At 46.5% G+C, this 23,918-nt stretch carries 17 protein-coding genes; 13 read left to right on the top strand and 4 right to left on the bottom strand.

Annotated elements, in window-relative coordinates:
* Window positions 1-22 precede the first annotated feature (22 nt).
* Window positions 23-700, top strand: coding sequence for a response regulator transcription factor (locus BCOA_RS20540; RefSeq protein ID WP_014096025.1), 678 nt, complete (start codon window positions 23-25; stop codon window positions 698-700).
* 3 nt (window positions 701-703) lie between these two features.
* Window positions 704-1,966: a sensor histidine kinase gene (locus BCOA_RS20535; RefSeq protein ID WP_014096024.1), complete on the top strand. Its 1,263-nt coding sequence runs from the start codon at window positions 704-706 to the stop codon at window positions 1,964-1,966.
* A 37-nt stretch (window positions 1,967-2,003) separates the two neighbouring features.
* Here the strand turns inward: BCOA_RS20535 and BCOA_RS20530 are convergent, their stop codons facing one another.
* Window positions 2,004-2,237, bottom strand: coding sequence for a hypothetical protein (locus tag BCOA_RS20530; RefSeq protein WP_026104666.1), 234 nt, complete (start codon window positions 2,235-2,237; stop codon window positions 2,004-2,006).
* Window positions 2,238-2,427: 190 nt separating this feature from the next.
* The gene (gene ppc, locus BCOA_RS20525) at window positions 2,428-5,136 is read right to left on the bottom strand and encodes a phosphoenolpyruvate carboxylase (RefSeq protein ID WP_373897098.1); all 2,709 of its coding nucleotides are present in this window, start codon (window positions 5,134-5,136) and stop codon (window positions 2,428-2,430) included.
* A 1,083-nt stretch (window positions 5,137-6,219) separates the two neighbouring features.
* Here ppc and BCOA_RS20520 point away from each other — a divergent pair.
* A complete protein-coding gene (locus BCOA_RS20520) occupies window positions 6,220-7,158 on the top strand; it encodes an L-lactate dehydrogenase (protein WP_014096020.1) in 939 nt (312 codons plus the stop codon).
* A gap of 356 nt (window positions 7,159-7,514) precedes the next feature.
* Here the strand turns inward: BCOA_RS20520 and BCOA_RS20515 are convergent, their stop codons facing one another.
* A complete protein-coding gene (locus tag BCOA_RS20515) occupies window positions 7,515-8,729 on the bottom strand; it encodes a 3D domain-containing protein (RefSeq protein WP_014096019.1) in 1,215 nt (404 codons plus the stop codon).
* Window positions 8,730-8,971: 242 nt separating this feature from the next.
* Between BCOA_RS20515 and BCOA_RS20510 the strand changes: the two genes are divergently transcribed.
* The 4 genes from BCOA_RS20510 (at window position 8,972) to BCOA_RS20495 (ending at window position 12,545) form a co-directional block, all read left to right on the top strand.
* Window positions 8,972-9,160 (top strand): hypothetical protein, encoded by a 189-nt coding sequence (locus BCOA_RS20510; protein WP_035182374.1) that lies wholly within the window; start codon window positions 8,972-8,974, stop codon window positions 9,158-9,160.
* A gap of 103 nt (window positions 9,161-9,263) precedes the next feature.
* Window positions 9,264-9,812, top strand: coding sequence for an HD domain-containing protein (locus BCOA_RS20505; RefSeq protein ID WP_014096018.1), 549 nt, complete (start codon window positions 9,264-9,266; stop codon window positions 9,810-9,812).
* Window positions 9,813-10,006: 194 nt separating this feature from the next.
* On the top strand, window positions 10,007-12,136 hold the full coding sequence (locus BCOA_RS20500) for a YhgE/Pip domain-containing protein (RefSeq protein WP_014096017.1): 2,130 nt from the start codon (window positions 10,007-10,009) through the stop codon (window positions 12,134-12,136).
* A 100-nt stretch (window positions 12,137-12,236) separates the two neighbouring features.
* A complete protein-coding gene (locus tag BCOA_RS20495) occupies window positions 12,237-12,545 on the top strand; it encodes an MTH1187 family thiamine-binding protein (protein WP_014096016.1) in 309 nt (102 codons plus the stop codon).
* A gap of 212 nt (window positions 12,546-12,757) precedes the next feature.
* Here the strand turns inward: BCOA_RS20495 and BCOA_RS20490 are convergent, their stop codons facing one another.
* Complete coding sequence (locus BCOA_RS20490; protein WP_014096015.1) at window positions 12,758-13,810, bottom strand: lactonase family protein; 1,053 nt, start codon at window positions 13,808-13,810, stop codon at window positions 12,758-12,760.
* Between the two features lie 309 nt (window positions 13,811-14,119).
* Between BCOA_RS20490 and BCOA_RS20485 the strand changes: the two genes are divergently transcribed.
* The 6 genes from BCOA_RS20485 to BCOA_RS20460 all read left to right on the top strand — a co-directional run bounded on the left by BCOA_RS20485 (window position 14,120) and on the right by BCOA_RS20460 (window position 23,800).
* The gene (locus BCOA_RS20485; RefSeq protein WP_014096014.1) at window positions 14,120-16,843 is read left to right on the top strand and encodes a GTP-binding protein; all 2,724 of its coding nucleotides are present in this window, start codon (window positions 14,120-14,122) and stop codon (window positions 16,841-16,843) included.
* 435 nt (window positions 16,844-17,278) lie between these two features.
* Window positions 17,279-20,143: a sigma-54-dependent transcriptional regulator gene (locus tag BCOA_RS20480; RefSeq protein ID WP_014096013.1), complete on the top strand. Its 2,865-nt coding sequence runs from the start codon at window positions 17,279-17,281 to the stop codon at window positions 20,141-20,143.
* 335 nt (window positions 20,144-20,478) lie between these two features.
* On the top strand, window positions 20,479-20,982 hold the full coding sequence (locus BCOA_RS20475; protein WP_014096012.1) for a PTS system mannose/fructose/N-acetylgalactosamine-transporter subunit IIB: 504 nt from the start codon (window positions 20,479-20,481) through the stop codon (window positions 20,980-20,982).
* A 72-nt stretch (window positions 20,983-21,054) separates the two neighbouring features.
* Window positions 21,055-22,023 carry a mannose/fructose/sorbose PTS transporter subunit IIA gene (locus BCOA_RS20470; RefSeq protein WP_014096011.1) on the top strand — a complete coding sequence of 323 codons (969 nt, stop codon included), beginning with the start codon at window positions 21,055-21,057 and terminating at the stop codon, window positions 22,021-22,023.
* Window positions 22,024-22,059: 36 nt separating this feature from the next.
* Complete coding sequence (locus BCOA_RS20465) at window positions 22,060-22,869, top strand: PTS mannose/fructose/sorbose transporter subunit IIC (RefSeq protein ID WP_014096010.1); 810 nt, start codon at window positions 22,060-22,062, stop codon at window positions 22,867-22,869.
* 19 nt (window positions 22,870-22,888) lie between these two features.
* On the top strand, window positions 22,889-23,800 hold the full coding sequence (locus BCOA_RS20460) for a PTS system mannose/fructose/sorbose family transporter subunit IID (protein WP_014096009.1): 912 nt from the start codon (window positions 22,889-22,891) through the stop codon (window positions 23,798-23,800).
* Window positions 23,801-23,918: the final 118 nt, after the last annotated feature.

Here is a 23,918-nt window from a genome sequence, read left to right as displayed (position 1 = left end):
TGGAAAAATGGAGGTTTTACTGATGAAGCTGTTGATTGTGGAAGACAACGTATCCCTTTTGGAATCCATGAAGCGGATGCTCGAAGATGAATTCGAAGTGGAAACCGCAAGAGACGGGGAAGAAGCGCTGTATCTTGCCCAGCAAAATATTTTCGACATTATCCTGCTTGATGTCATGCTGCCGGAGATGGACGGCTTTTCGATATTAAAAACGTTGCGGAAAGACCGGGTCGAAACGCCGGTCCTGTTTGTGACGGCAAAAGACTCGCTTGAGGACCGGGTCACAGGGCTTGAAATCGGGGGCGATGATTATATTGTCAAACCGTTCCAGGCTGCGGAACTAAAAGCGAGGATCCGCGCATCGCTCAGACGATCGGGCAATATGACGATCGACCATACGCTCCGTTACCGCGGCATCGAGTTATTCGGAAAAGAAAAAGAAATCAAAGTCGACGGCCAGCCGTTGAAACTGACGATCACACAATACGAACTGCTCGAATACCTGATCCAAAACAGCGGCAATATTTTAACGCGTGAACAGATTTTTGACCGGGTCTGGGGATTTGAAAGCGATACGACGATTGCGATTGTGGAAGTATACATCCACCATTTGCGGAAAAAGCTGGAACCGTTCGGCTATCATAAAGATATCCAAAATGTGCGCGGGATTGGATACCTTTTAAAGGAGCCGGACAAATAATTCATGTTCCGTAAAACGAGGATCAAACTGACGGCATTAAACGCATGCGTATTTATTTTGCTGATTGCCGTTTTAGGAACGGTCATTTATATGTATGTGCGCACACATATGTACAGCGAGGCTGACCAGTCCATTTACAGGGCGCTCGACCGGATCGAAAAAAAAGGTGGAAGCTTAGCCGGCGATCCCCACGGCAATGATATCCGCCTGCGCATTTTGATCTGGGACAAAAATAATAACCTGATGTCCACACCCAGTGACGGTCCGGATGTGTATCTTTATGAACAATATGCGGCGGAATTTGCACCGGCACATGTCCACTTTATGGAAACGATCAAGGTAGCGGGGCATTACTTTCGGACATACACGGTAAAAGGCATGATGCAAAATGAAGATGTGAAAATCCAGTTCCTTGCGCAAATTGACGGGGAAGTGCTCATGCTCCATAACCTGATGATCATTACGATTGCCGGCTGCGCGCTCGCCAGCCTGCTTGCGGTGATCGCCGGGCTGGTGTTGGCGGAACGGGCATTAAAACCGATCAAAGCCGCGTGGGATAAACAAACGCAATTTGTTTCTGATGCTTCCCATGAAATTCGCACGCCGCTTGCGGTGATCCAGTCACGAGTGGAGCTTTTGCTGCGCAAGCCGAATGAAACGGTGCGGGATGTTCTCCAGGATATTTCCACTGTTTTGAATGAATGCCGCCGTCTTACAAAGCTTGTGTCCAACCTCTTGACACTGGCACGTTCCGATTCGGATAAAATTGAAATTGAACGAAAACCATTTTATCTCGATGAGCTGCTCCGGGAGATTATGGATCATTTTTCAGAACTGGCGGCCATCCAGGGAAAAACCCTGATTTTAAAATCCGCCCCGCCGGTTACGTTTTCAGGGGACCGCGACCGGATCCACCAGCTCATTGTCATTTTGCTTGACAATGCGATGAAATACACGGGGGACGGCGGGAAAATTGAGCTGGCTTGCTTTGAAAGCAAAAACCATGTCGGTATCTCCGTACAGGACAACGGCATCGGCCTGAAAGAGGAGGACCGTGAGAAAATATTTGACCGCTTCTTTCAGGTCAGCAAATCACGGACGAAAACGGAAAGCCTCGGCCTCGGCCTTTCCATTGCAAAATGGATTGTGGAAAAGCACAGCGGCAAAATCAGAGTCGACAGCAAACTTGGCGAAGGGACAACATTTACGATTACCTTCCCGAAAAAGAAGCGGAAAGATGCGCAGGTGAAAAAGAGCGGTAAATGAGTAGGCCGCTCTTTTAACTTGCTTTAATTTTCTAGGCTTATTTCACAACCCACTCATCCTTAGGCCCGTCCAGCTCCATTTTTTGTAATTCCAGCCTCATTTTTTCTGTTTCCAGCAGGAAGTTTTCGTTTTTCAGTTTTTCGAGCTCCAGTTCTTTCTCCAAAACTTGTACTCTTATTTTTTCACGCGACTTAAAAAAATTCGTTACAATTGCGACAATCGGCACAGAAAAAATTAAAATGACTGAAATCAATCCGATAAAGTCATCTATTAGCACACCCCCGGCATATTCTTAAAGTCATTATACAATAAGTTCTGCATTTTTTTACAATTTCCGTTAAAAAGGAAGGGACAAGTTTCCCCCATAGCATGGGCTGCCCTTTACCATGCGGAAAAGTTTTTGGCCCCAAAAAGTAGCGGACAAAAAAACCTGCCTTGATTCAAGACAGGTTTTTTTGCTATCAGCCTGTATTCCGGAGCCCTGCGGCGATGCCGTTGATCGTAAGCAGGACCTCCATCAGCAGGTGCCGGGCTTTTTCATCCTTGTTTTCGCGTTCACGCAGTTGCGAAATAAGGTAGACTTGGAACAGGTTCAGCGGGTCGACGTACGGGTTGCGGAGACGCACCGATTCTTTTATGTTTGGCGTGTAATCCAGCAATTCTTTTTGGTCCGCAATCTTTAAAACCATTTCCTTCGTTAGTTCGTATTCCGCTTTGATCAGGCCGAAAATCCGGCCGGCAACTTCAGGATCTTTCACCAGCCTTGTATATTCTTCAGCCGTGGAAAGCTCCGCCTTGATCAATGCCATTTGCAGGTTATTGATCGTTGCGTGGAAGAACGGCCATGATGCATACATTTCCTGGAGCAACTTGAAATTGCCGGTTTCTTCCACATATTTGCTCAGACCTGTTCCGGCTGCATACCAGGCGGGGAGGAGCTGGCGGCTTTGCGTCCAGGAAAATACCCACGGAATGGCGCGCAAGTCTTCGAAACGGGCACTCCCTTTCCGGCTCATCGGGCGGGAGCCGATGTTGAGTTCACCGATCTCATTTAAAGGCGTTGCCTGTTTGAAATAAGACAGGAAGTCAGGGTCGCGGAAGACGAGTTCCTGATATTTTTCAAGCGCATATTCGGAAATTTTATCCATTGCCCTGACAGCTTCTTCGTTTGGCGTTTTGCCATTTTTCTCGTTCTGTTTTTGTTCCGTGATGGCACACATCATTGTAGATGTCGCCTGCTCAAGGCTTCGGTAAGCAATGTCGCGCAGCAAATAGCGCGATGACAGCACCTCACCCTGCTCGGTGATTTTCACGCCGTCGCCAAGTGTAACTGGCGGCTGGGACAAAAGGCTTGAATAAAGCGGGCCGCCGCCACGCCCGAGCGAACCGCCGCGCCCGTGGAAAAATTTCAGCTTGATGCCGTATTTGGCGCCCATTTCGTGAATTTCTTTCTGTGCTTTGTACAGCTGCCAGTTCGCTGTCATCGTGCCGCCGTCTTTGCTGCCGTCGGAATAGCCGAGCATGACTTCCTGCAGATTGCCTCGCACCTTTAAATGGTTCCGGTAAATGGGCATTTGGAAAAGGGTTTCGAGCATTTTCGCGCCGTTCCGCAAGTCCGCGATCGTTTCCAGAAGCGGGGCGATATGGATCTCGCTTAAAATATCCCCGCTCGGGTAGACGCGGTACAGGCCGGCTTCTTTCGCGAGCACGAGCACTTCCAGCACGTCGCTGACCGAGTGTGCCATGCTGATCAAATATACCTGGATGGACCGTTCGCCAAATGTTTGGTGGGCGCGTTTGATCATCCGGAATGTATTGATGACTTCCTGCGTTTCCGGCGTAAAAGTATCATAGATTGAAATCATCGGCCGCGGGTCGTTTAAAGCCTTCAGGAGCACCGCGACTTTTTCATCTTCGGACAGATTTTTATAGTCCTTCGCAATATTGACGTTATAAAGCACCTCGGCAAGGGCCGATTCATGCTCGCCGCTATGGTTGCGGATATCGAGCGATGCCAGGTGGAAACCGAACAATTCGACCTGGCGGATGACTTTGCGGAGCAATTTAATCGGATGCCCGGCCGGATGGTGCTGGTTCACGCTGTCCCGGATCATATACAGATCGGCAAGGAGCTCCTTTGCGGATTGGTAGCCGCCATTGTTTTTTCCCACACATTCCAGTTTATGGATCATAATCGTCAGCTTTCTGCGGTAAATTTCATCTTTTGTCGGCCATAATTTTGCAGCCGGCATTGTATTTTCTTCGCTTTCCACAGACGCAAGCAGGGCATGGCTGGCGCTTATTTTTTTGGAAGAATGGCTGAGGAGCTCCCGGAGTGTTGTAAGCGACTTTTTATATTTTTCCAATACGAGTTCACGTTGCATTTCGAGCGTTTTCCAGGTGATGTCCGCGGTCACGTTCGGGTTTCCGTCCCGGTCGCCGCCGATCCACGAGCCAAAATGAAGATAGGAAGGGACTTTAAAACGCTGTCCGTACGATTCGTGCAGATAGTCTTCCAAATCTTCGTGTATGCGCGGCAGCACGTCGAACAGGACATTGTCGAAATAGTAAAGCCCGTTTTTCACTTCGTCGAGAACGGACGGTTTCTTTTCGCGGATTTCGGAACTTTGCCATAAAATGGTAATCTCATTCAAAATCGTTTCTTCAATAACTTTTTTCTCATAACGGGTGTTTGCATATTCGAGCGCTTTTAAAAGATCTGCAATTCGTTTGTGGATTTGCAGAATGGTCCGCCTCGTTGCTTCTGTCGGGTGTGCCGTTATAATCAGCTCAAGCGATAAACTGTTCAACAGTTCTGCAACCATTTCAGCTGGCACTTTTTCTTTCCGCAGCGTTTCAATGCCATCTTCAAGTGAACGCGGTTGAACCTGGTCTGTATCTTCCGATTGGTACTCCCGCCGGCGCTTAATTCTGAAATTTTGCTCGGTAATATTAAATAATTGCAGATAGGTAGAGAAAGCGCGGATGACTTCCTGCCGTTCTGGCGGATTCAGATCTGTAATTTCTTTTTTTAATTGAAGGTAGAAAGCCTCATCGCCGGTTTCCCTCGCTTTTTGTGCCAGGGAGCGAATATTTTGGATCGTTTTGAGCAATGCTTCGCCGCCTTCAAATAGGATCACTTTATCCAGCAGCCCGGCGAGAAAATCCATGTCTGCCTGCAGTGCCATCCGGGGTGCTTTCTTTTCATCAATTTGATGCAAGGATAATCGCTCCTTTCATTTGGTAGAAAAATGCACAAAGAAAATGATACTTATTATTATACTTGTAAAATGAAAAAAGTCTAATACTTTATAAAATTAAAAAACAGCAAAGGAACATTCCCTACATAGAAGGATAAATTAAGGATAAAATGCGAACAATTAAAAGTCAACGGTAAATATCATTCGTGTTTTTTGCGGAGCAAGTACCGGGGATGGGAAGAAAAGAATTGGCGGTGAAACCGTTTTTTTCTTCTTTAATAATAAATTAAGAAATCGTTGTTAGAGTACAAATAAAGCAGCCGGTATGAAGAGAAAAGGAGATGCTTTCTTTGAAAAAAGTGCACTTATATGAAATTGATTTTATGTGAGGCTTTATTATGCTCGGCGTACTGGCTGTCCACACCATGTCCATTTATGATGCGCAATTGAATGACTGGACAGTTGCGTTTTTGTCATGTCTGCCGTCCACGCTTCCATGCATGAGATGCGGATTCTTTTTTAAGCGGGCAGATTCTGCGCTTTTGGAGGACAGAGCAGGCATTCAATCATTTAGGTGGGATCAGCCATTCATTTCTCTGCCCGGGTCAATTTGTGAAAGTGCGCACAAAAGGGAATACCGTTTACATATCTGACCTTTTCGAATAAAACCATTTGTGAAAAATGTAAACGGATAATAACGGAAAAACCGTCATTTTCCTTCATGCAAGCAGGTGAATTTTCAAATTTTCGCCATAAAATATGTGAACCTAATCACAAAAATGGTGGTATACTTAGCCATGTGGAATGAAGGAAAATGAACGGAATGATCCATTTCAGTCATAAAAGAGCATGCCGTCCATCTCTTTCACAAACCGTATGGCAGCATTTGCTGCAAAAGTTTAATCGTCCTGCTTTAAAGGAAAAGCAGTATGGAATCCATTAGGAGTTGGCACAATATCCATAGACTGGATAGGGGCCCGCCATGCCGGGCTTGCAAAACTGCTTTCATACAGTGGATATATTTTTTACTTTTGATGGGAAGGAAGATTATACATGAAAAAGGTCAATCGTATTGCAGTGGTTGGAACGGGTGCAGTTGGTACAAGTTACTGCTACGCCATGATTAATCAGGGTGTTGCAGAAGAGCTTGTTTTAATCGATATTAACGAAGCAAAAGCAGAAGGGGAAGCCATGGACCTGAACCACGGCCTGCCATTTGCGCCTACGCCGACCCGCGTTTGGAAAGGCGATTATTCCGATTGCGGCACTGCCGATCTTGTTGTCATTACGGCAGGTTCCCCGCAAAAACCGGGCGAAACAAGGCTTGATCTTGTTGCCAAAAACGCAAAAATTTTTAAAGGCATGATTAAGAGCATCATGGACAGCGGCTTTAACGGGATTTTTCTTGTTGCCAGCAACCCGGTTGACATTTTGACATATGTAACTTGGAAAGAGTCCGGCCTGCCGAAAGAACATGTTATCGGTTCGGGCACAGTGCTTGACTCCGCGCGTCTCCGCAACTCTTTAAGCGCCCACTTCGGAATTGACCCGCGCAATGTCCATGCCGCAATTATCGGCGAACACGGCGACACGGAACTTCCGGTTTGGAGCCATACAACGATCGGTTATGACACCATTGAAAGCTATCTGCAAAAGGGAACCATTGACCAAAAAACATTAGATGATATTTTTGTCAACACGAGAGATGCGGCTTACCATATCATTGAACGAAAAGGGGCCACATTTTACGGCATCGGGATGTCTCTGACCCGGATCACAAGAGCGATCCTGAACAATGAAAACAGTGTTTTGACAGTCTCTGCCTTTTTGGAAGGCCAGTACGGAAACAGCGATGTGTACATTGGTGTTCCTGCCGTTATTAACCGCCAAGGCGTCCGTGAAGTGGTTGAAATCGAGCTGAACGACAAAGAACAGGAACAATTTAGCCATTCTGTTAAAGTATTAAAAGAAACGATGGCACCTGTATTGTAAGCATGCCAGCTGGGCTTCATGGGAGGCCCGGCTTTTTCTTTGGAAAAAATCCCGGCGCCTGCCTGGAAAAGGACTGCCGAAAATGTTCACGTTTGTTCCGTGTCCGCTTCTAAATTTATGCTATACAAGTTAAACTAAAGATTCCTACTCTCTGTGTGTTGCCGGAAGCCATGATGATCATTGATTTTGACGCGAACAATTGAAATTTACTTTAATAAAATGACCAAAATATCGCAGCTGCCTCCTTCATGCAAATTGGTGCTCGGGCTTGATGTAAAAACTTAAGTTCATTTTATACGGGACCCCATAGGTGGATATAAAAAAGCAGCCTTGAATCGGTTCAAGGCTGCTTTTTCTTAATTCAATATGATCACTTTGACCGTACGGCGCCCCCATGCGATGGAAGCTTTTTTGTTCGGCATCAGGACATCGATGATATGGCCCTTAATGGCACCACCGGTATCGGCTGCGATGGCAACCCCGTATCCTTCAACCCAGACTTTGCTGCCGAGCGGAATGACCGACGGATCGACAGCGATCAATTTCATGTTCGGGTTTTTCTTAATGTTATATCCTGTAGCAGTAATGTCCGACTTCGTATCTTCATGGTTATAAGATGTTGCCGTCACATAAAAGGATTTGCCTTCTGGCGTGCTGTGGCCGGCAGATGCGGCGGGTTTGGTTCCGGCCGTTTTCTTGGCGCCGGCTTCCGCTGGTTTATCCGCTTGTGCTTCTGCGTTTTTTTCTGCTTGCACTTCTGCTGCTTTTTCGGCTTCAGCATCGCGTGCTTGTTTTGCGAGGGCTTCTTCCCTTGCTTTTGCAGCCGCCTGCTGTGCCTTTATTTCTTTTTGCAGGTTGCTGATTTTCGTATTCAAGTCGGTTTGTTTTTGTTCCGCTTGTGACAACTCATTTTGAATGCTGTCATACTTCGATTTTAATCCCGACAATGCCTTTTCCTTTTCTTTTAAATCTGTTTGCAGTTTTGCTTGGCTGCTTTTTAAGTTTGCCTGCTCCTGTTCGAGCACTTTTTCCTGGTCTGCAATGGCTTTTTTATCGGCTTCAATTTTCGCAAGGTCTGCTTTTTGCTGATCCAAAAGGCTTGTATCAGCGTTCAGCAGGGTCGCGACTGCACTGACCCGGTTGATCAGGTCGCCAATGCTTTCCGCGTTTAAAATCGTTTCAATCACATAGTCGTATTGGTTGTTTTTTTGCATGGCAACGAGGCGTTTTTTAATCACGCCTTCCCGTGCAGAAACTTGGTCCTCCAGCTTTACAATTTCCTCTTTTTTCTTTTCGATAGAATCTTTTGCTGACTGGATTTTCGCTTCGGTTGCTGCGATATTATCTTTATTTTTTTGAATGGACGATTGCAATGTATTCCAGTCTTTTTGCAAATTCTCCATTTTGCTTTCGACGGCTTTTTTCTCCGATTCTTTCTTTTGGATGGTTTGCGTATTTTCATCCAATTTTTTCTGTAAGGAACCTTGATCTGTTTCTGCATAGGCATTTAGTTGTGCCGTGCCAACGAATATGGCAAACGCCATAACTGCAATTCGCCTTTTTAAGTGCATAAGACAACTCCCTTCTCCGTACTCTTGTTATAACACAAATAGGCAGAAAGGAAGATTACAATACGATTAAATTCATATTACGAGAATGAAAACGGATTCCAATCATGTAAAAAAGGGAAAAGATAGATTTGGGTGCTTTTTCGGCTGATGATGGGCAGTAATAAGACTTCTGCCTCCGTCAGCAGAAACAGGCGTATGAAAAGCAGCAAAAAGAAATAAAGCGGGTACAGCGGCAAATCACTGTGCTCAAGCAATGGTCGGATAAAGCATATCGAGAAGTGGGAAAAAGTGATAACATAAAAGAATTCGAGGGGGTAAAGGCAAAGAAAATAGATAAAAAGAAGCAGGGATCAGCTTCTTTTTCAATTCAGACAGGATGGGAAGGAATATTCTGTGCCTTTGTGCCGGTCAAGGATTCTTTTGATGTTTAAGAAGTCCAAAAGTAGTGCTGAGCTTTTCGATTTTCATTCATGTATAGCCGCGCCGTTTTGGTATGATGATAAAAGCAGGTTTAAGTGAAGAGAGGAATTTCTGATGGAAATGGTGGAAAAAGCAATTGAATTTGCGGCAAAAGCACATGAAGGCCAATACCGGAAAGCGTCCGACCTGCCGTATATTGTGCATCCGTATGCGGTTGCCATGATGCTTTTAAAAGAAGGCTGCCGCAAAGAAGTGGTCGCAGCAGCGCTTCTTCATGATACGGTTGAAGATACTGCGGTGACAAACGAGGAGATAAAAGCCGAGTTTGGAAGCGATGTTGCCCGCATTGTTGAAGCCTGCACGGAACCGCCTAAAAATGTGCGGTGGGAGGAACGGAAACAGCATACCATCGAGCGATTAAAAACGGCAGAAGAGGAAATTTGTATGCTCATATGCGCAGATAAACTCCATAACTTGAAAACGATACACGAAGAATTGCGAAAAAGCGGGGAAAGCGTGTGGAATGCGTTCAGCCGTGGAAAAGAAAAGCAGGAATGGTACTATAGAAAGATTGCAGAAACTATTGCGTTGCACCATTCTTTTCCTTTACTGGAGCAGCTGCAGTCGGAAATAAAGCAGGTTTTCGGCGTTATCCGGACATGAATAAGTGCAGGGCAAGACATTGCCGGTGAAATAACGGACTTGTTGCTTGAAAAACTGCGAATATGGGCACCGGCCTTCATTCATCATATTAACGTTACCTGTGCGAAAACGGAGACGCACAGGCTTTTTTGCGTGTACATGACAGCTCAAGCGGTTGGAAAACATAAAGATACAACAACACTTGGAGGCTGCCAATGAAAAAGGTATGGAAGATTTATGCAACTGATTTGAAAAAAATGACAACAAACTGGGCAGCAAGCCTGATCATTGCCGCCTTGATCATTCTTCCATCATTGTATGCCTGGTTTAACATCAAGGCATCCTGGGACCCATACGGCCACACAAAAGGAATTGCGGTAGCCGTTGTGAATTTGGACCGGGGGACAGCGATCAACGGAAAAAAAGTACACGCCGGGAATGAAGTTATAAAAAAGTTGAAACAAAATAAAGCGCTCGGCTGGAGGTTTGTGCAGGAGAAGGAAGCCGCACGCGGCGTAAAGACCGGAGAATATTATGCGAGCCTGACCATCCCGGAAAATTTTTCGGAAAAACTGGCTTCCATCCTGGGTGATAAGCCGGAGAAACCGGTCATTACTTATACCGTTAATGAAAAAATCAATGCGATTGCGCCTAAAATAACAGGGTCGGGTGCGTCTGCCATTACACAGCAAATTAGTGCGCAATTTGTAAAAACCGTTAGCAAAGCGATTTTTACAATGTTTAATCAAATCGGCATTGAACTTGAAAGGGATTTGCCGGATATTGAAAATTTTAAAGCATGGGTTTTTAGATTGGAGGGAGACATTCCGGAGCTTAACCGGATCATCAGGACGGCAGATCGGGATATTACGAAAGCAGACGCAGTAAGAAAACAGGCAGAAGGCGCGATGCCCGATGTCCTGCTGCTTGCAAAACACGGCAAAACCGTCTCAGGGGACATGTCCCGCTTTTTTGGAAACACTGGAAGTTTGCTTGAGCAGACGGATACCGTGATCAAAACCGGACTGGAAGCACTGAATGCCGCCCCTGCTGTCTCGAACCAGGTGAGTATGCTGGCGGACAAAACGAAAATTGCAGAAACAGCGCCAAAAAATACGATGATCTTGCAAAATAGCAAACAGATCTCTGACGCGTTCAGTGATTTGCTCCGAACCGCTGCTGAAGAAACCGGTTCGGAGCATCTTAAGCGTATGGCAGCCCGGTTTACTGCACTCAGCCAATCCTTTCAAAAACAGCAAGACCTAAACGGGAAAATTCTCCAACAGGTCCATAACGGGTTGCTGCCGGAAGCATTGCAGGCAGATCTAAAGCAAGAAGCCGGCCGTGCTGGGGTCATTGCAGGCAGCCTGGTTGGAAACGATGGTGCCAATATCGCCGCGGATTTAAAAACCTTTGTGGCGCAAGCCGGGCAGGACAGTGCAAAAGCAAATAAACTGTTTCAGAAATTGGAAGGCAGCCTGCCGGATATCCAGGCGATTCTCCGCGATACGAAAACCGGACTTGCAATCGGGAAGGCAAAATTGAAAACGGCTGAAACGGAACTGCCGGCTGCTGAGCGAAAAATCAGGGAACTGGCTGATAAAATCAGGGCGTTTGAAAAACAGGGAAATATAGACCAGTGGATTCAATTGCTGAAGAACGATGCACAGGAAGAAAGCGGATTTTTAAAGCAGCCGGTATCGTTGAAAGAAAAAGTGCTATATCCAATCAAAAATTACGGTGCGGGCATGGCTCCGTTTTATACGGTCCTGGCTTTTTGGGTGGGGGCAATGCTATTGGTATCCCTGCTGTCGGTTGAACACCATCATGGCGGCGAATATGCCAGCTGGCAAGTCTATTTCGGCAAACTGCTGCTGTTTTTAACGATTGCGCTTTTCCAGTCGGCGATTACGGCGGCGGGTGATCTTTTTATTTTGCATGTGGATGTGCAAGAAAAAGCCTGGTTTATTTTGTTCGGTATCGGTATTGGTGCTGTTTTCAATGTGATGGTCTATACACTCGTTTCTGTTTTTGGCAATGTGGGAAAAGCACTTGGGATTGTCCTGCTTGTCCTGCAAATTTCCGGGTCGGGCGGCACTTTTCCAATCCAGATGGAACCGTCTTTTTTTCAACATATCCATCCGCTTTTGCCATTTACTTACGGGATTGGCTTAATGCGTGAAGCGGTTGGCGGGATGCTGATGGAAGCAGTGATCACAGATATCGTTTATCTGGCAGGATTTCTGGCAGTTGCGCTTATTTTCGGGACTGCAGCCAAGAAACTGCTCAGCCGTATGACCGAACGTTTTGCAAGAAAAGGGAAAGAAAGCGGGTTGTTCGAATAAACCATATGAAAAAAGCAGAATAGACAAGAAAAATGAAAAGAGACATGAAAAGTGATGTTGGCTTATAATAAGAAAGAAGAATATTTAGGAGGGGATTCAATTGGCGATTGCCGATATTACGATATTTCCGGTCGGAACGGATTCAACAAGCATCAGCAAATATGTGGCGGAGATTGAGAAGGCGCTGGGAAAAGAACAGGGAAGGGTGAAAATCAAGCTGACTCCGATGAGCACTTTAATAGAAGGGGACATCCATGACCTGTTTGAAATCATTGAAAAACTGCATGAAATCCCTTTTTCAAATGGCATAAAGCGCGTTGAAACGAATATCCGCATCGACGACCGCAGGGACAAACAGCTCACGATGGAAGGAAAACTGGCCTCCGTCGCCGAAAAACTTGACCAATAAAAAACCGGCACAAGGCCGGTATGATAAAAGGAGGTTTGGCCAGGCTCTGGGGGAAGCCCGGCCAAATATGGTTTGCTGCAATTCCTTGCCGCTGTTCTAAATGTAAAACATGAAAAAGAAAAACTTGTGAAATGAACATGATAAAATGATGAGAATTTCTCCGGAAAAAACAAAAAGCGGACCGGAGCCCGCCTTTTGAATGGGTCAACATTTTATCCGTGCAAAAATTTTACACAAACCGCTTCTGGAACGGGGACATCCTTTTGCAGCAAAGTGAGGATTCCGGTTTCCGGATCGCGGGCGTATAAAACGAGCGTGCCCGATTCCTGGTTTGCAGCCACGATAAATTTTTCGGTCGGGTCAAGCACAAAGTCGCGTGGCCAACTTCCTTCGGTTGAGGTGTACTCGACAAGGGACAGTTTGCCGTCCGGACCGACTGCAAACACGGCGATGCTGTCATGGCCGCGGTTTGCGGCGTAAACGAAACGACCGTCGGAAGAGAGATGGATTGCGCTTCCCTGGCTGTTTTCCGTAAAATCCTCCGGAATCGTTTTGATATACTGGACGTCTTTAAACGTACCGGAAGTTTCGTCAAATTCAAGCACAATCACTTCATTGCTCAGTTCTGTCATGCAGTAGGCAAATTTTCGGTCCGGATGAAAGGCAAGGTGACGCGGGCCGCTTCCCGGGCGGACGGAAAGGGCGGCTTTTTCCGTTAATTTGCCGCCATCATGCGCGTACGTTGTAATCGTATCATTGCCGAGGTCCACCGCGACGACATATTTTTCATCCGGGGTAAAGCCTGCAAAATGGACGTGCGGTTTTTCCTGGCGTTCCGGGTTCGGGCCGGAGCCGGTATGTTCGATGACACTTGCTGCCGGCTGCAGGCTGCCGTCTTCGTTTGTCAGATAGGCGCTGACCGTCCCGTTATGGTAGTTGGCGGAGACGACCGTTTTCTTTGCCGAATCCACGCTGACATGGCATGGGGAGGCGCCGCCGGATAATTGGCGGTTCAATTCCGTTAGAGCACCGCTTTCCGCATCAATTGAAAAAGCCGCAACCCCGCCCTGGCTGCCTTCTTTGACAACGGCATACAGATTGCGGTTGTCTGCCGTGATATTGAGATAAGTCGGATTGTCCAGTTTGGCGGCAACTTTCACATCTTCAATTTGCTTTTTTTCTGTATTGAGGGTGAAGGTGTAAATCCCTTCGCTGGCGCCTTTTGTATAGGTGCCGGCATACCCTGTCCATTTTGTTTTTCCCATGGCTGATGCTCCTTCCAATCTGTAATGTGAATATTATAACATAGAAAACGTTTCCCGTTCATTCAGGCGCATTTCCGGGTACGATGTCATGAGCGAAAAACAGGGTGATAAACGGGAAACATGCTCAAAATTGCTCCAAGCAAGCGAAAATATGGTAAATGTTTCATTTTTGTATCAAAATTGAAAGCGAACTGAAATTTTTTGTTGGAGATGTTTTGATAAAATAAAGTAATCGACAAAATTCTACACATCGCTGCATCCCGGATGCAATATGATAGAGATATAAAAGGCCGTGTGAGGAGGAAAATCATGAAGCCGGAAGACCAGTTTGTCCAAAAATGTTATTATGAAACGTTTATCAAAGAAGGGGAAGAGCGCCATCCGCTTGAAGTGCTCGGTGAAGCGTTCGAAAAAGAAAATGCCCTTGAAAATGCCGATCTTTCCTATATCCGCTTTGCACAAGGGGAAATTTATTTTCATTATAAAGATTATGAAGCGGCCGTTTTTAAATGGGAAAGCATACATAACGACTTTGAACCGTGGGCGCAAAAAAACATGGGGGATGCTTATTTTGAACTCGGTCTCAGCAGCATGGCCGAAGAAATTTACAAGTCGGTTCAAACAGACTCTATCGTGTTAAAGACGGAGATCGCGCTTCAGCTCATCTCACTTTATATGGAGGAGCAAAAGCATGACCAGGCTGTCCAGACAATCAAACAAGCGGTCGCTATGAACCCGGACTATCCGAATGTGACGAAAATCGCCCGTGCCTACTTTGAAAAAAACGAAGACTGGATGAATGCGGTTGAACTGGCTGTCAATGAATCCATCCGCACTGAATCGCTGTTTTGGTTTCAAATTTTAAAGTCGTATATTGAAAAAGGGCATACCAAGACGATTGCGCCGGATTATTTTCGGGATGCGCTGTCCGTTTTATACAAGGTGGATCAAATTCAGTTTGAACAACTGGCGGTTGCGCTTTGGCGGTCCTACGAAACGGAGGGCGCGTATCTCGGCTGGCTCCGCGAATTCAATGACCTATTTGCCGGGCTTGAACTCCATTCGCTTGAAACTTGGCACGAGCTGTCTGCCATTTACGGGGAAACCTATTTTTCTTTAATCAGCGGCAGCTATCTGTTAAAACAACTGGCACCGGTGATGCCGGGCATTTTAACGAACTGGCTGCGGATCACGGACCAGGCGCACGCCCTTCAAGCATCCACTGCGGTTCTCGCATGGGGCGATCTTTTTCCGGGCAGCATCGGGCCGCAGCAAATTGCCGATGCGGAAACGATTCTGAATCATGCGGAGCAAACATTGGATCAGCTTGAATATGCGCTCCGGCTCTTTGATTCCATTATGCAATGGGCAAAAAGGAACGGGCTATCCGTCAGCACCCGTTTGAAATGGATGGCGAGGGAGCTGATTGACTTTGATGTCCAGCACATTCTCGTTACCGGCATGAACGGCAGCGGCAAGACGGCCTTTATCCAGTCGGTGCTGGCCGACCCGCTCCCCGAACGGCCGACACAGTTTGTGATGGCGGTGCGCCATGATGATGAACATGCGCTTTCTGTGATCTCGGACAAAGGCATTTCGCCTGTAACGGAAGAGGACAATGCGGCGCCGGAGCCCGGAGACATGCTTGAATGGCGGGGTCCGAGCCGGTTTTTGGAAGAAAATGCGCTTATTTTCATCGATACACCCGGGCTGAACGGGCCGGGGCGGGGAAAGGCATACGAGTATTTGCGTTTTGTTGACGGCGTTTTATTCGTTTTAAATGCAAATGATCCCCTTACAGACAAAGAAGCGGATATGTTGTTGAAAATGAAGGAACAAGTGCCCGGGTTAACGATTCACTTTTTGCTGTCCAAAATGGATATGATATACAGCAAGCAGGAAGCGGCAGATTTAGTGGAAGAAACAGTACAAAAGGTGAAAACGATTTTTCCAGAGGCAAACTTGCACCCTTATACGTCCAATTATGCATCCCGGGAAGCAGGGCTGGATCTTGCCCGCTTTTTCCGGCAAAATTTCAAGCCGGAAAACCTGGAAGAAAGCCGGATTGAAAAACTATCGCACTGCATTCGGGAATCGATTGCCGATCTGCTGAAACAAAGGCTGCAAAATGAACAGCATCTGGTAGAGTCAATCAACCGGCATGAAGATCTGTACGCAAAATTAAACGGAGCGGCAAACCAGCTTCAGGATGTCATCCATGAACAAACCGAGCTTGTCCGCTCGTCCTATCACAGCATGACGCGGAAAATCCGCGATGAACTGCAAAATAAGATTCCGGAAATTTTACGGAAAAGCGCCGATTTTATTAAGCCGGACAGTGATTTTCGGAAAATTCATCTCGAGTTGAATGAAGAAATGAACAACCGGATCCGGCACTTTTTGCAGACGTCCATTTCCCCGAAATACGAGGAGCTGGTGACGGAGTGGATAGAAGCGTCGGAAAGGGAATTGCAGCAAAGCCAGGATTATCTTGATGAAATGGCGGAAGGGTTTAACAAGTTGTACGGGGAAGAGATTCTTGCGCTTGCCTGCGATTTTAAAATTATGGAGGACTGGCGGCGTGATGCGGATCGGATGGCAAACGGAATTCCTTTTGAACCGGTCAATATATTGTTGCGCCATACGCCGCAGCAGGTCCTGTTAAAGAGCGCGGGCAAATTGTTTGGTGTGCTTTCGCAAAACAAAACAATGCTGTATAACCGCTATAAAAAATTTATCGAAAGCGAAGATTATACGGAAATTGCAAACCTTGTCACGAATAAAGTGATGCTGCAATTCGAGCTGTTTGAACAAGGGCTTGAGCGCGATGTCCGCCTGTTCTTTAAAAATCCGGAAACGGTTCTCCGCGAAACGATTGCGGAAACAGGGGCGGCCATTGCCGAGACAAAAGAGATGCTGGAGAATATGAAAGAAAATCCGGAAGTGTATCAGGATCCGCTGAAATTATTCGAACTGAAACTCCGCCAGTTTGAATGGATGCAGCTCGGACAGAAAACAAGCGGGAAAGTGTAAACTTTTCGCAAGACGATGACGGGGCAGGCACAGGGCTTAAGGGGAAACAGGGCTTGCTGAACGCATGGCGAAAGTGCGGATTCAGTAAGCCCCAATATGATCAATAAATGAACCGCCTGAATTTCGCCGGAAACACATGCATGAACCGGTTTGGGAACAGAAAATGAACCGGCCGGATGTTGCGGAAAGCAGATGGATGGAAGCGGCCGAAAATTGTTGAATGAACAGCGCCCATATGCGGCGTTGTTTTTTTATCCTATTTTTCGGGTGTACCGGGCGTTTTCACCTGAAGCAGCGTGGGTTCTAAAAGTGTATTAAAGATAAGCTCCTTTTGGCAAAAACTTGACACTTGTTCGCAATATATTCCTGCTATGATGGATGATACATTCGTGATACTATTAAGATACAGTTTATACTTAGAAATGGGGTGGCATTTTGAAAAGGATTGACCGCATTTACGCGTATCTTGTTGAACAGTCGCAAGGCAAAACGCTTGATGAATGGATCCGTATAGAAGGATTTACAGCTTCGGATATCGCAAAAGACCTTGGCATTTTAAGAAACAATGTCAGTGCCGAGCTGAACAAGCTGTTGCGGCAGAAACGGATTATCAAAATAAAAGGCCGCCCGGTTCATTACTTGGTCAAACAAATCATGGAAGACCTTCTCGGAACGAAATTGCCGGAAGATCAATATGAATATGAAAATATACTTGAAGTGACGGGCGGGCAATCCCCGGATCCGGGCAACGGTCCGTCCGCAAATCATGATACCGCCTGGGAAACGAATCCCTTTGATGACCTGATCGGTTCGAAAACAAGCCTGAAAGTGCAGGTCGAACAGGCAAAGGCGGCCGTCCTCTATCCCCCGCACGGCCTTCATACGCTCATTGTCGGCCAGACTGGTGTCGGGAAAACGCTGTTTGCCAATTTGATGTTCAATTATGCAAAACTGGCAGCCCCGTTTATGGACGAAGACGCCCAATTTATTGTCTTTAACTGCGCGGATTATGCGAATAACCCGCAGCTCCTCATTTCCCACATTTTCGGTCATATTAAAGGCGCCTTTACGGGTGCGGACAGCGAAAAAGACGGCCTTGTTTCCAAAGCGGACGGCGGCATGCTGTTTCTCGATGAAATCCACCGGCTCCCGCCTGAAGGACAGGAAATGCTCTTTTACTTTATGGATACGGGGACGTATGCAAAGCTTGGGGAAACCGAACGGAATCGCAACGCCAATGTCCTGATCGTCGGGGCGACAACGGAAGACCCGGAATCTTCCTTGTTGAAAACGTTTGTCCGCCGTATTCCGATCCTGATCCGGATTCCGTCTTTTGAAGAACGGCCGGCAATTGACAAGATTGAGATTCTGAAATTCCTGCTTGCCATTGAAGCAAACCGCGTCCAAAAACCGATTAAAATTGATGCGGAATCGATGAAGGCGTTAATTGGCAATACGTCATACGGTAACGTCGGGCAGTTGAAATCCAACATCCAGCTTGTCTGCGCCAACGGTTTTCTGCACTGCCTGCACGATGATGTCATTACCATCCACTTTAAAGATCTGCCATCCGAACTGAAAAACGGTTTCTTCTATTTTAGTAGAAAACGCCAGGAAATCCAGGAGCTTTCCGATTTAATTGATTCCTATTTAACGGTTTATCCGGAAGGGGAAAACAAGGCGCTCTTTGAAGAAGACCCGTACGAACCGGATTTTAACCTGTACAACATCATCGAGGACAAAGTCAGTTTTATGATGGAACAGGACGTGTCGGATGAAGACATTAACCGGTTTCTGAAATTGGACATCGATATCCATTTAAACAAGTTTTACAACAAGTTTTCAAGCTATGCGCTGAACCGTGAGAAAATCTTAAAAATTGTCAGCGAAGATATCCTTAATTTCAGCGAAGAAGTGCAGGATATTGTGGAAAAACGGCTGAAGTGCAAAGTAAATGAACGTTTTTTGCTGGCGTTCAGCCTGCACTTGACTTCCTTCCTGAAGCGGGTAAAAAACCAGCAGGTGGCCAATTATACGAATATCGAAAATGTCATCAATGACCGACCGCAGGAGTATCAGCTGTCACTTGATATTTGCAAAATGATCGGGGAAAAATACCGCGTGCATGTACCGGTAAAAGAAGCCATGTACTTAACGATTTTGCTCACATCTCTTATAGACGAACAAAAGGCCGAGCAGGTGGCGATCCTCGTTGCCGCGCACGGGTTCAGCACCGCAAGCAGCATGGTAAGTGTTGTGAAAAGCCTCCTCGGTGAATCGAATGTGGACTGCATTGATATGCCGCTTGATATGGACCCGAAATATGTTTTGGAGGAAATGAAGAGGCGGGTAAAAGAAATTGATATGGGAAAAGGCGTCCTGCTGCTTGTCGATATGGGCTCGCTGACCGGGTTTGGCGATGTGATTACACAGGAAACGGGCATCAAAACGCGGACCATCGATATGGTGACAACGGCGCTCGTCATTGAAGCGATCCGCAAAGCGACGATTATGGAAATGGATCTCGACGATATTTATGAGTCATTAAAGGAATTCCGCGGCTACGGATCTTACCAGATGGAAAGCAAACCGCGGGAAACAGGGAAGCCCGTGAAACCGCAGGCCATTCTTTCCGTCTGTTCAACAGGGGAAGGGACGGCGGAAAAATTAAAGCAGCTGATTACAAGACTGCTCAAAAACATCGGCAAAACCAATATTGCCGTTATCCCGCTGCCAATCAACGAAGTAGAAGAAAAGAAAGAAATGCTGATGCAGAAATATGACATTTTGCTCGCTGTCGGGATTGCCGATCCGAAAGTCCAGGCACCGTTTGTTCCGCTTGAATCTTTGTTTATGGGCGACGGGGAAACGCAGGTCACCCATCTCATTCAAAACCACCAGTTGCTGAAACAACCGCCAAGGTCTCCGGCAATGGTGCGGGAAATGACGGAAGAAAGCCTGAATGAATTTTTAACCTTTTTAAATCCAAAGAAAGTGATCACAGCGATTACGGCGTTTGTCACTGCCCTTGAAAAAATAGCGGAAAGGCCGTTTAACAACGCATCGAAAATCAATATGAATATTCATATCGGTTGTGCGCTCGAAAGAATGGTCACCCAGTCTGGCCTCATTTACAAAAATGACATCACGCCGGAAAAAACTGCTAAAATCAAAAAATATAAAAAGGCGGCGCAAATTTTTGAAGACCAGCTGAAATTGAAGCTGTCGGATGATGAACTTTATTATATTGCCGACATGATCGACCATTTATCTGCCGAGCAAACTGCAGCCGTGCGGTAATTTTTACCTGCAAATAGATTCTCACTATTTGCAGGCTTTTTTTATGCCGGGGAAAAAGACGGAGAGATATCCCTGATACGGAATGCACATGCAGGTCAAAAGTATCAAAATGATACAGGTATTGCAGAACTTTTTAATACAGTAGCGAAATGGAAAATAAAACCCTTTTTCAATGTGTATTAAACAAACGGTTTGTGTATCATAAGCATAAAAGGATTTCTGAAAACGCTTATTTGACAACGGTTGTTTTTTGATACTCAAAAGTTGGCACACATCTTGCATTATAATAGGCGGAAAGGCAAGTTTTTTACGATTGATTAGCAGGAGGTGGTCGGATGGCATTGGATATACGGCTTGCGCGCATTGATGATCGTTTGATTCATGGCCAGGTTGCCACGGTTTGGTCGAGGGCAGTGGGGATTGACCGGATTTTAGTGGCCAATGATGAAGCCGCCAATGACGAGCTGCGAAAGCTTTTATTGAAGCAAGCGACACCACCGAGCATCAAATCACATGTCATTACGAAGCAAAAACTGCTTGAACTTTACCAAAACCGGCTGTTTGACGAAATGAAAGTGATGCTGCTGTTTGTTTCGCCGCAGGATGTACTGGAAGTTGTCCAGGCAGGGGTTGGTTTGAAATCGGTCAATATCGGCGGCATGCGTTTTACGGAAGGCAAGAAGATGATCACCAATTTTATTTCAGTCAATGAGGATGATATCCAGGCCTTTGCGAAGCTGGCTGCACGCGGCATCGAATTGGAAATCCGCCAAGTGCCCGCCGACCGGAAAATCGATTTGATGCAGCTGATCAAAAAGGAAAAACGGCTACATCCATGAATTTAGTTACAGGTTCTTTAGAACTTATTTATAAGATTGATACTGTAACAATACGATTAGGGAGGTAAGAAGATGGTAGGAATTATCATTGCCAGTCACGGCGATTTCGCCAATGGTGTCTTGCAATCCGGAGAGATGATCTTCGGAAAGCAGGAAAATGTAAAAGCTGTTACATTGATGCCGAGCGAAGGCCCTGATAACGTAAAGGCAAAAATGAAAGAAGCAGTCGCCTCTTTCGACAACCAGGATGAAGTCCTCTTCTTAGTCGATCTTTGGGGCGGAACACCTTTCAACCAGGCCAACAGCTTGTTTGAAGAACACAAAGACAAGTGGGCCATCGTCTCAGGCATGAACTTGCCAATGCTCATTGAAGCATTTGCAGCACGCGCCACGATGAACAAAGCCCAGGACATTGCCGCGCATATTTTAGGCGCAGCGAAAGAAGGCGTGAAAGTAAGGCCTGAAGCATTACAGCCGGCCGCACCTTCCAAGCCTGCCGGAAAACCGTTAACGGCAGGGGCTCCTGGCAAGTTTGAATACGTGCTGGCACGGATCGACTCTCGCCTGCTCCACGGACAAGTCGCAACATCTTGGACAAAAACGACACGGCCTACACGTATCATCGTTGTATCGGATGCGGTAGCGAAGGACGAACTTCGGAAGAAACTGATTCAACAGGCTGCGCCCCCTGGTGTAAAGGCACACGTTGTTCCTATCCGTAAAATGATTGAACTTGCGAAAGATGACCAGCATTTCGGTGGCCAGCGCGCCCTGCTTCTTTTTGAAAACCCGCAGGATGTGCTCCGTGCAGTCGAGGGCGGCGTTCCATTGAAAACAATCAACGTCGGTTCCATGGCACACTCGCCGGGCAAAGTTCAGCCAAACAAGGTGCTGGCATTTAGCCAGAATGATATTGATGCTTTCAAAAAAATGAAAGAACTGGGGCTAAAGTTTGATGTGCGCAAAGTTCCGGGCGATGCAAAAGGCGACATGGACGAAATTCTCAAAAGGGCTCAGGAAGAGCTGAACAAACAAAAATAATCCTGCCCATCAGGAGAAAAGGGAGGACGACTCGTTATGGATTTAAATATTGTCCAAATGATACTAGTCTTTATCGTAGCATTTTTAGCTGGTATGGAAGGGATTTTGGACCAATTCCAGTTCCATCAGCCACTCGTTGCTTGTACGTTAATTGGCCTCGTTACAGGTAACTTGGTGCCATGTATTATCTTAGGCGGTACCCTGCAAATGATCGCTTTAGGCTGGGCAAACATCGGGGCTGCCGTAGCGCCGGATGCTGCGCTTGCATCCGTTGCATCTGCCATTATCTTAGTTTTAAGCGGCGCAGGCAAAGCCGGTGTATCTTCTGCAATCGCGATTGCCGTTCCGCTTGCGGTTGCCGGCCTCTTATTGACGATCATCGTTCGTACCATTGCAACAGGGATTGTCCACTTAATGGATGCCGCAGCGCGGGAAGGAAACATCAGAACAGTTGAGTTTTGGCATATTGTTGCGATTTGCCTGCAAGGGCTGCGTATTGCGATTCCGGCAGTCCTGGTTTTAGCCATTGGTGCAGGACCGGTGCGTGACTTGTTATCCGCCATGCCGACCTGGTTGACAGACGGCCTTGCAATCGGCGGGGGAATGGTCGTTGCTGTTGGTTATGCAATGGTCATTAATATGATGGCGACAAGAGAAGTATGGCCGTTCTTCGCCATTGGGTTCGTTTTGGCAACTGTTTCGCAAATTACCCTTATCGGCCTTGGCGGTATCGGTGTGTCACTTGCACTGATTTATTTGGCGCTCTCCAAACAAGGCGGCTCCGGTAAAGGCGGCGGAAATGCAAACACCGGCGATCCGTTAGGCGATATTATTGACAATTACTAAGAAGGAGGCGGACAGAAAAATGGCACAAGAACTAAAATTATCTAGAAAAGATCGTATTTCTGTATGGTGGCGTTCAACTTTCCTTCAAGGTTCCTGGAACTATGAACGGATGCAAAACGGCGGCTGGGCATATACCATGATTCCGGCCATCAAAAAATTATATAAAACGAAAGAAGACCGTTCTGCTGCCCTGCAGCGCCACTTGGAATTTTTTAACACTCACCCTTATGTCGCTGCACCGATTGTTGGTGTAACTTTAGCGCTTGAAGAAGAACGTGCAAACGGCGCTCCCGTTGACGACACAGCCATTCAAGGTGTGAAAGTCGGGATGATGGGGCCTTTGGCAGGGATCGGGGATCCGGTATTCTGGTTCACGGTCAGGCCAATCCTTGGTGCGTTAGGTGCTTCTCTGGCATTGAACGGCAACATTCTCGGGCCAATTATTTTCTTCGTTGCATGGAACCTCATCCGGATGGGATTCCTGTGGTATACACAAGAATTCGGCTACAGAGCTGGTTCAAGAATTACGGAGGACTTATCGGGCGGCATTCTTCAGGATATTACAAAAGGCGCATCGATCCTTGGGATGTTTATCCTTGGCGCGCTGGTTAACAGATGGGTATCGATTAAGTTTACACCAGTTGTATCACAAGTAAAACTTTCTAAAGGCGCTTATATTGACTGGAATCATTTGCCTGCCGGAGCACAGGGGATTAAAACGGCGCTTGAACAGCAAGCTGCCGGCCTCTCATTGGAACCGGTCAAAGTCACGACATTGCAAAACAACCTGGACAGCTTAATTCCGGGCCTTGCCGCATTGCTTTTGACGCTGTTCTGCATGTGGCTTTTGAAAAAGAAAGTGTCTCCGATCGTTATGATTCTTGGATTGTTTGTTGTTGGTATCGTATTCCATTTAATTCACTTAATGTAAGAAAAGGCAAATGCCCGGGCTTTCTGGCCTGGGCTTTTTTCAAAAAAACCGCCAGCCCCTGGGTTGTATACGGGTTCTGAGTATGTTTTGCTTCAGGCGGTAAAACTTCGTATAATAA

The organism is Heyndrickxia coagulans 36D1, from assembly GCF_000169195.2.
Classification (GTDB): domain Bacteria; phylum Bacillota; class Bacilli; order Bacillales; family Bacillaceae_C; genus Weizmannia; species Weizmannia faecalis.
This window is presented reverse-complemented; position numbering and strand designations above follow the sequence as displayed.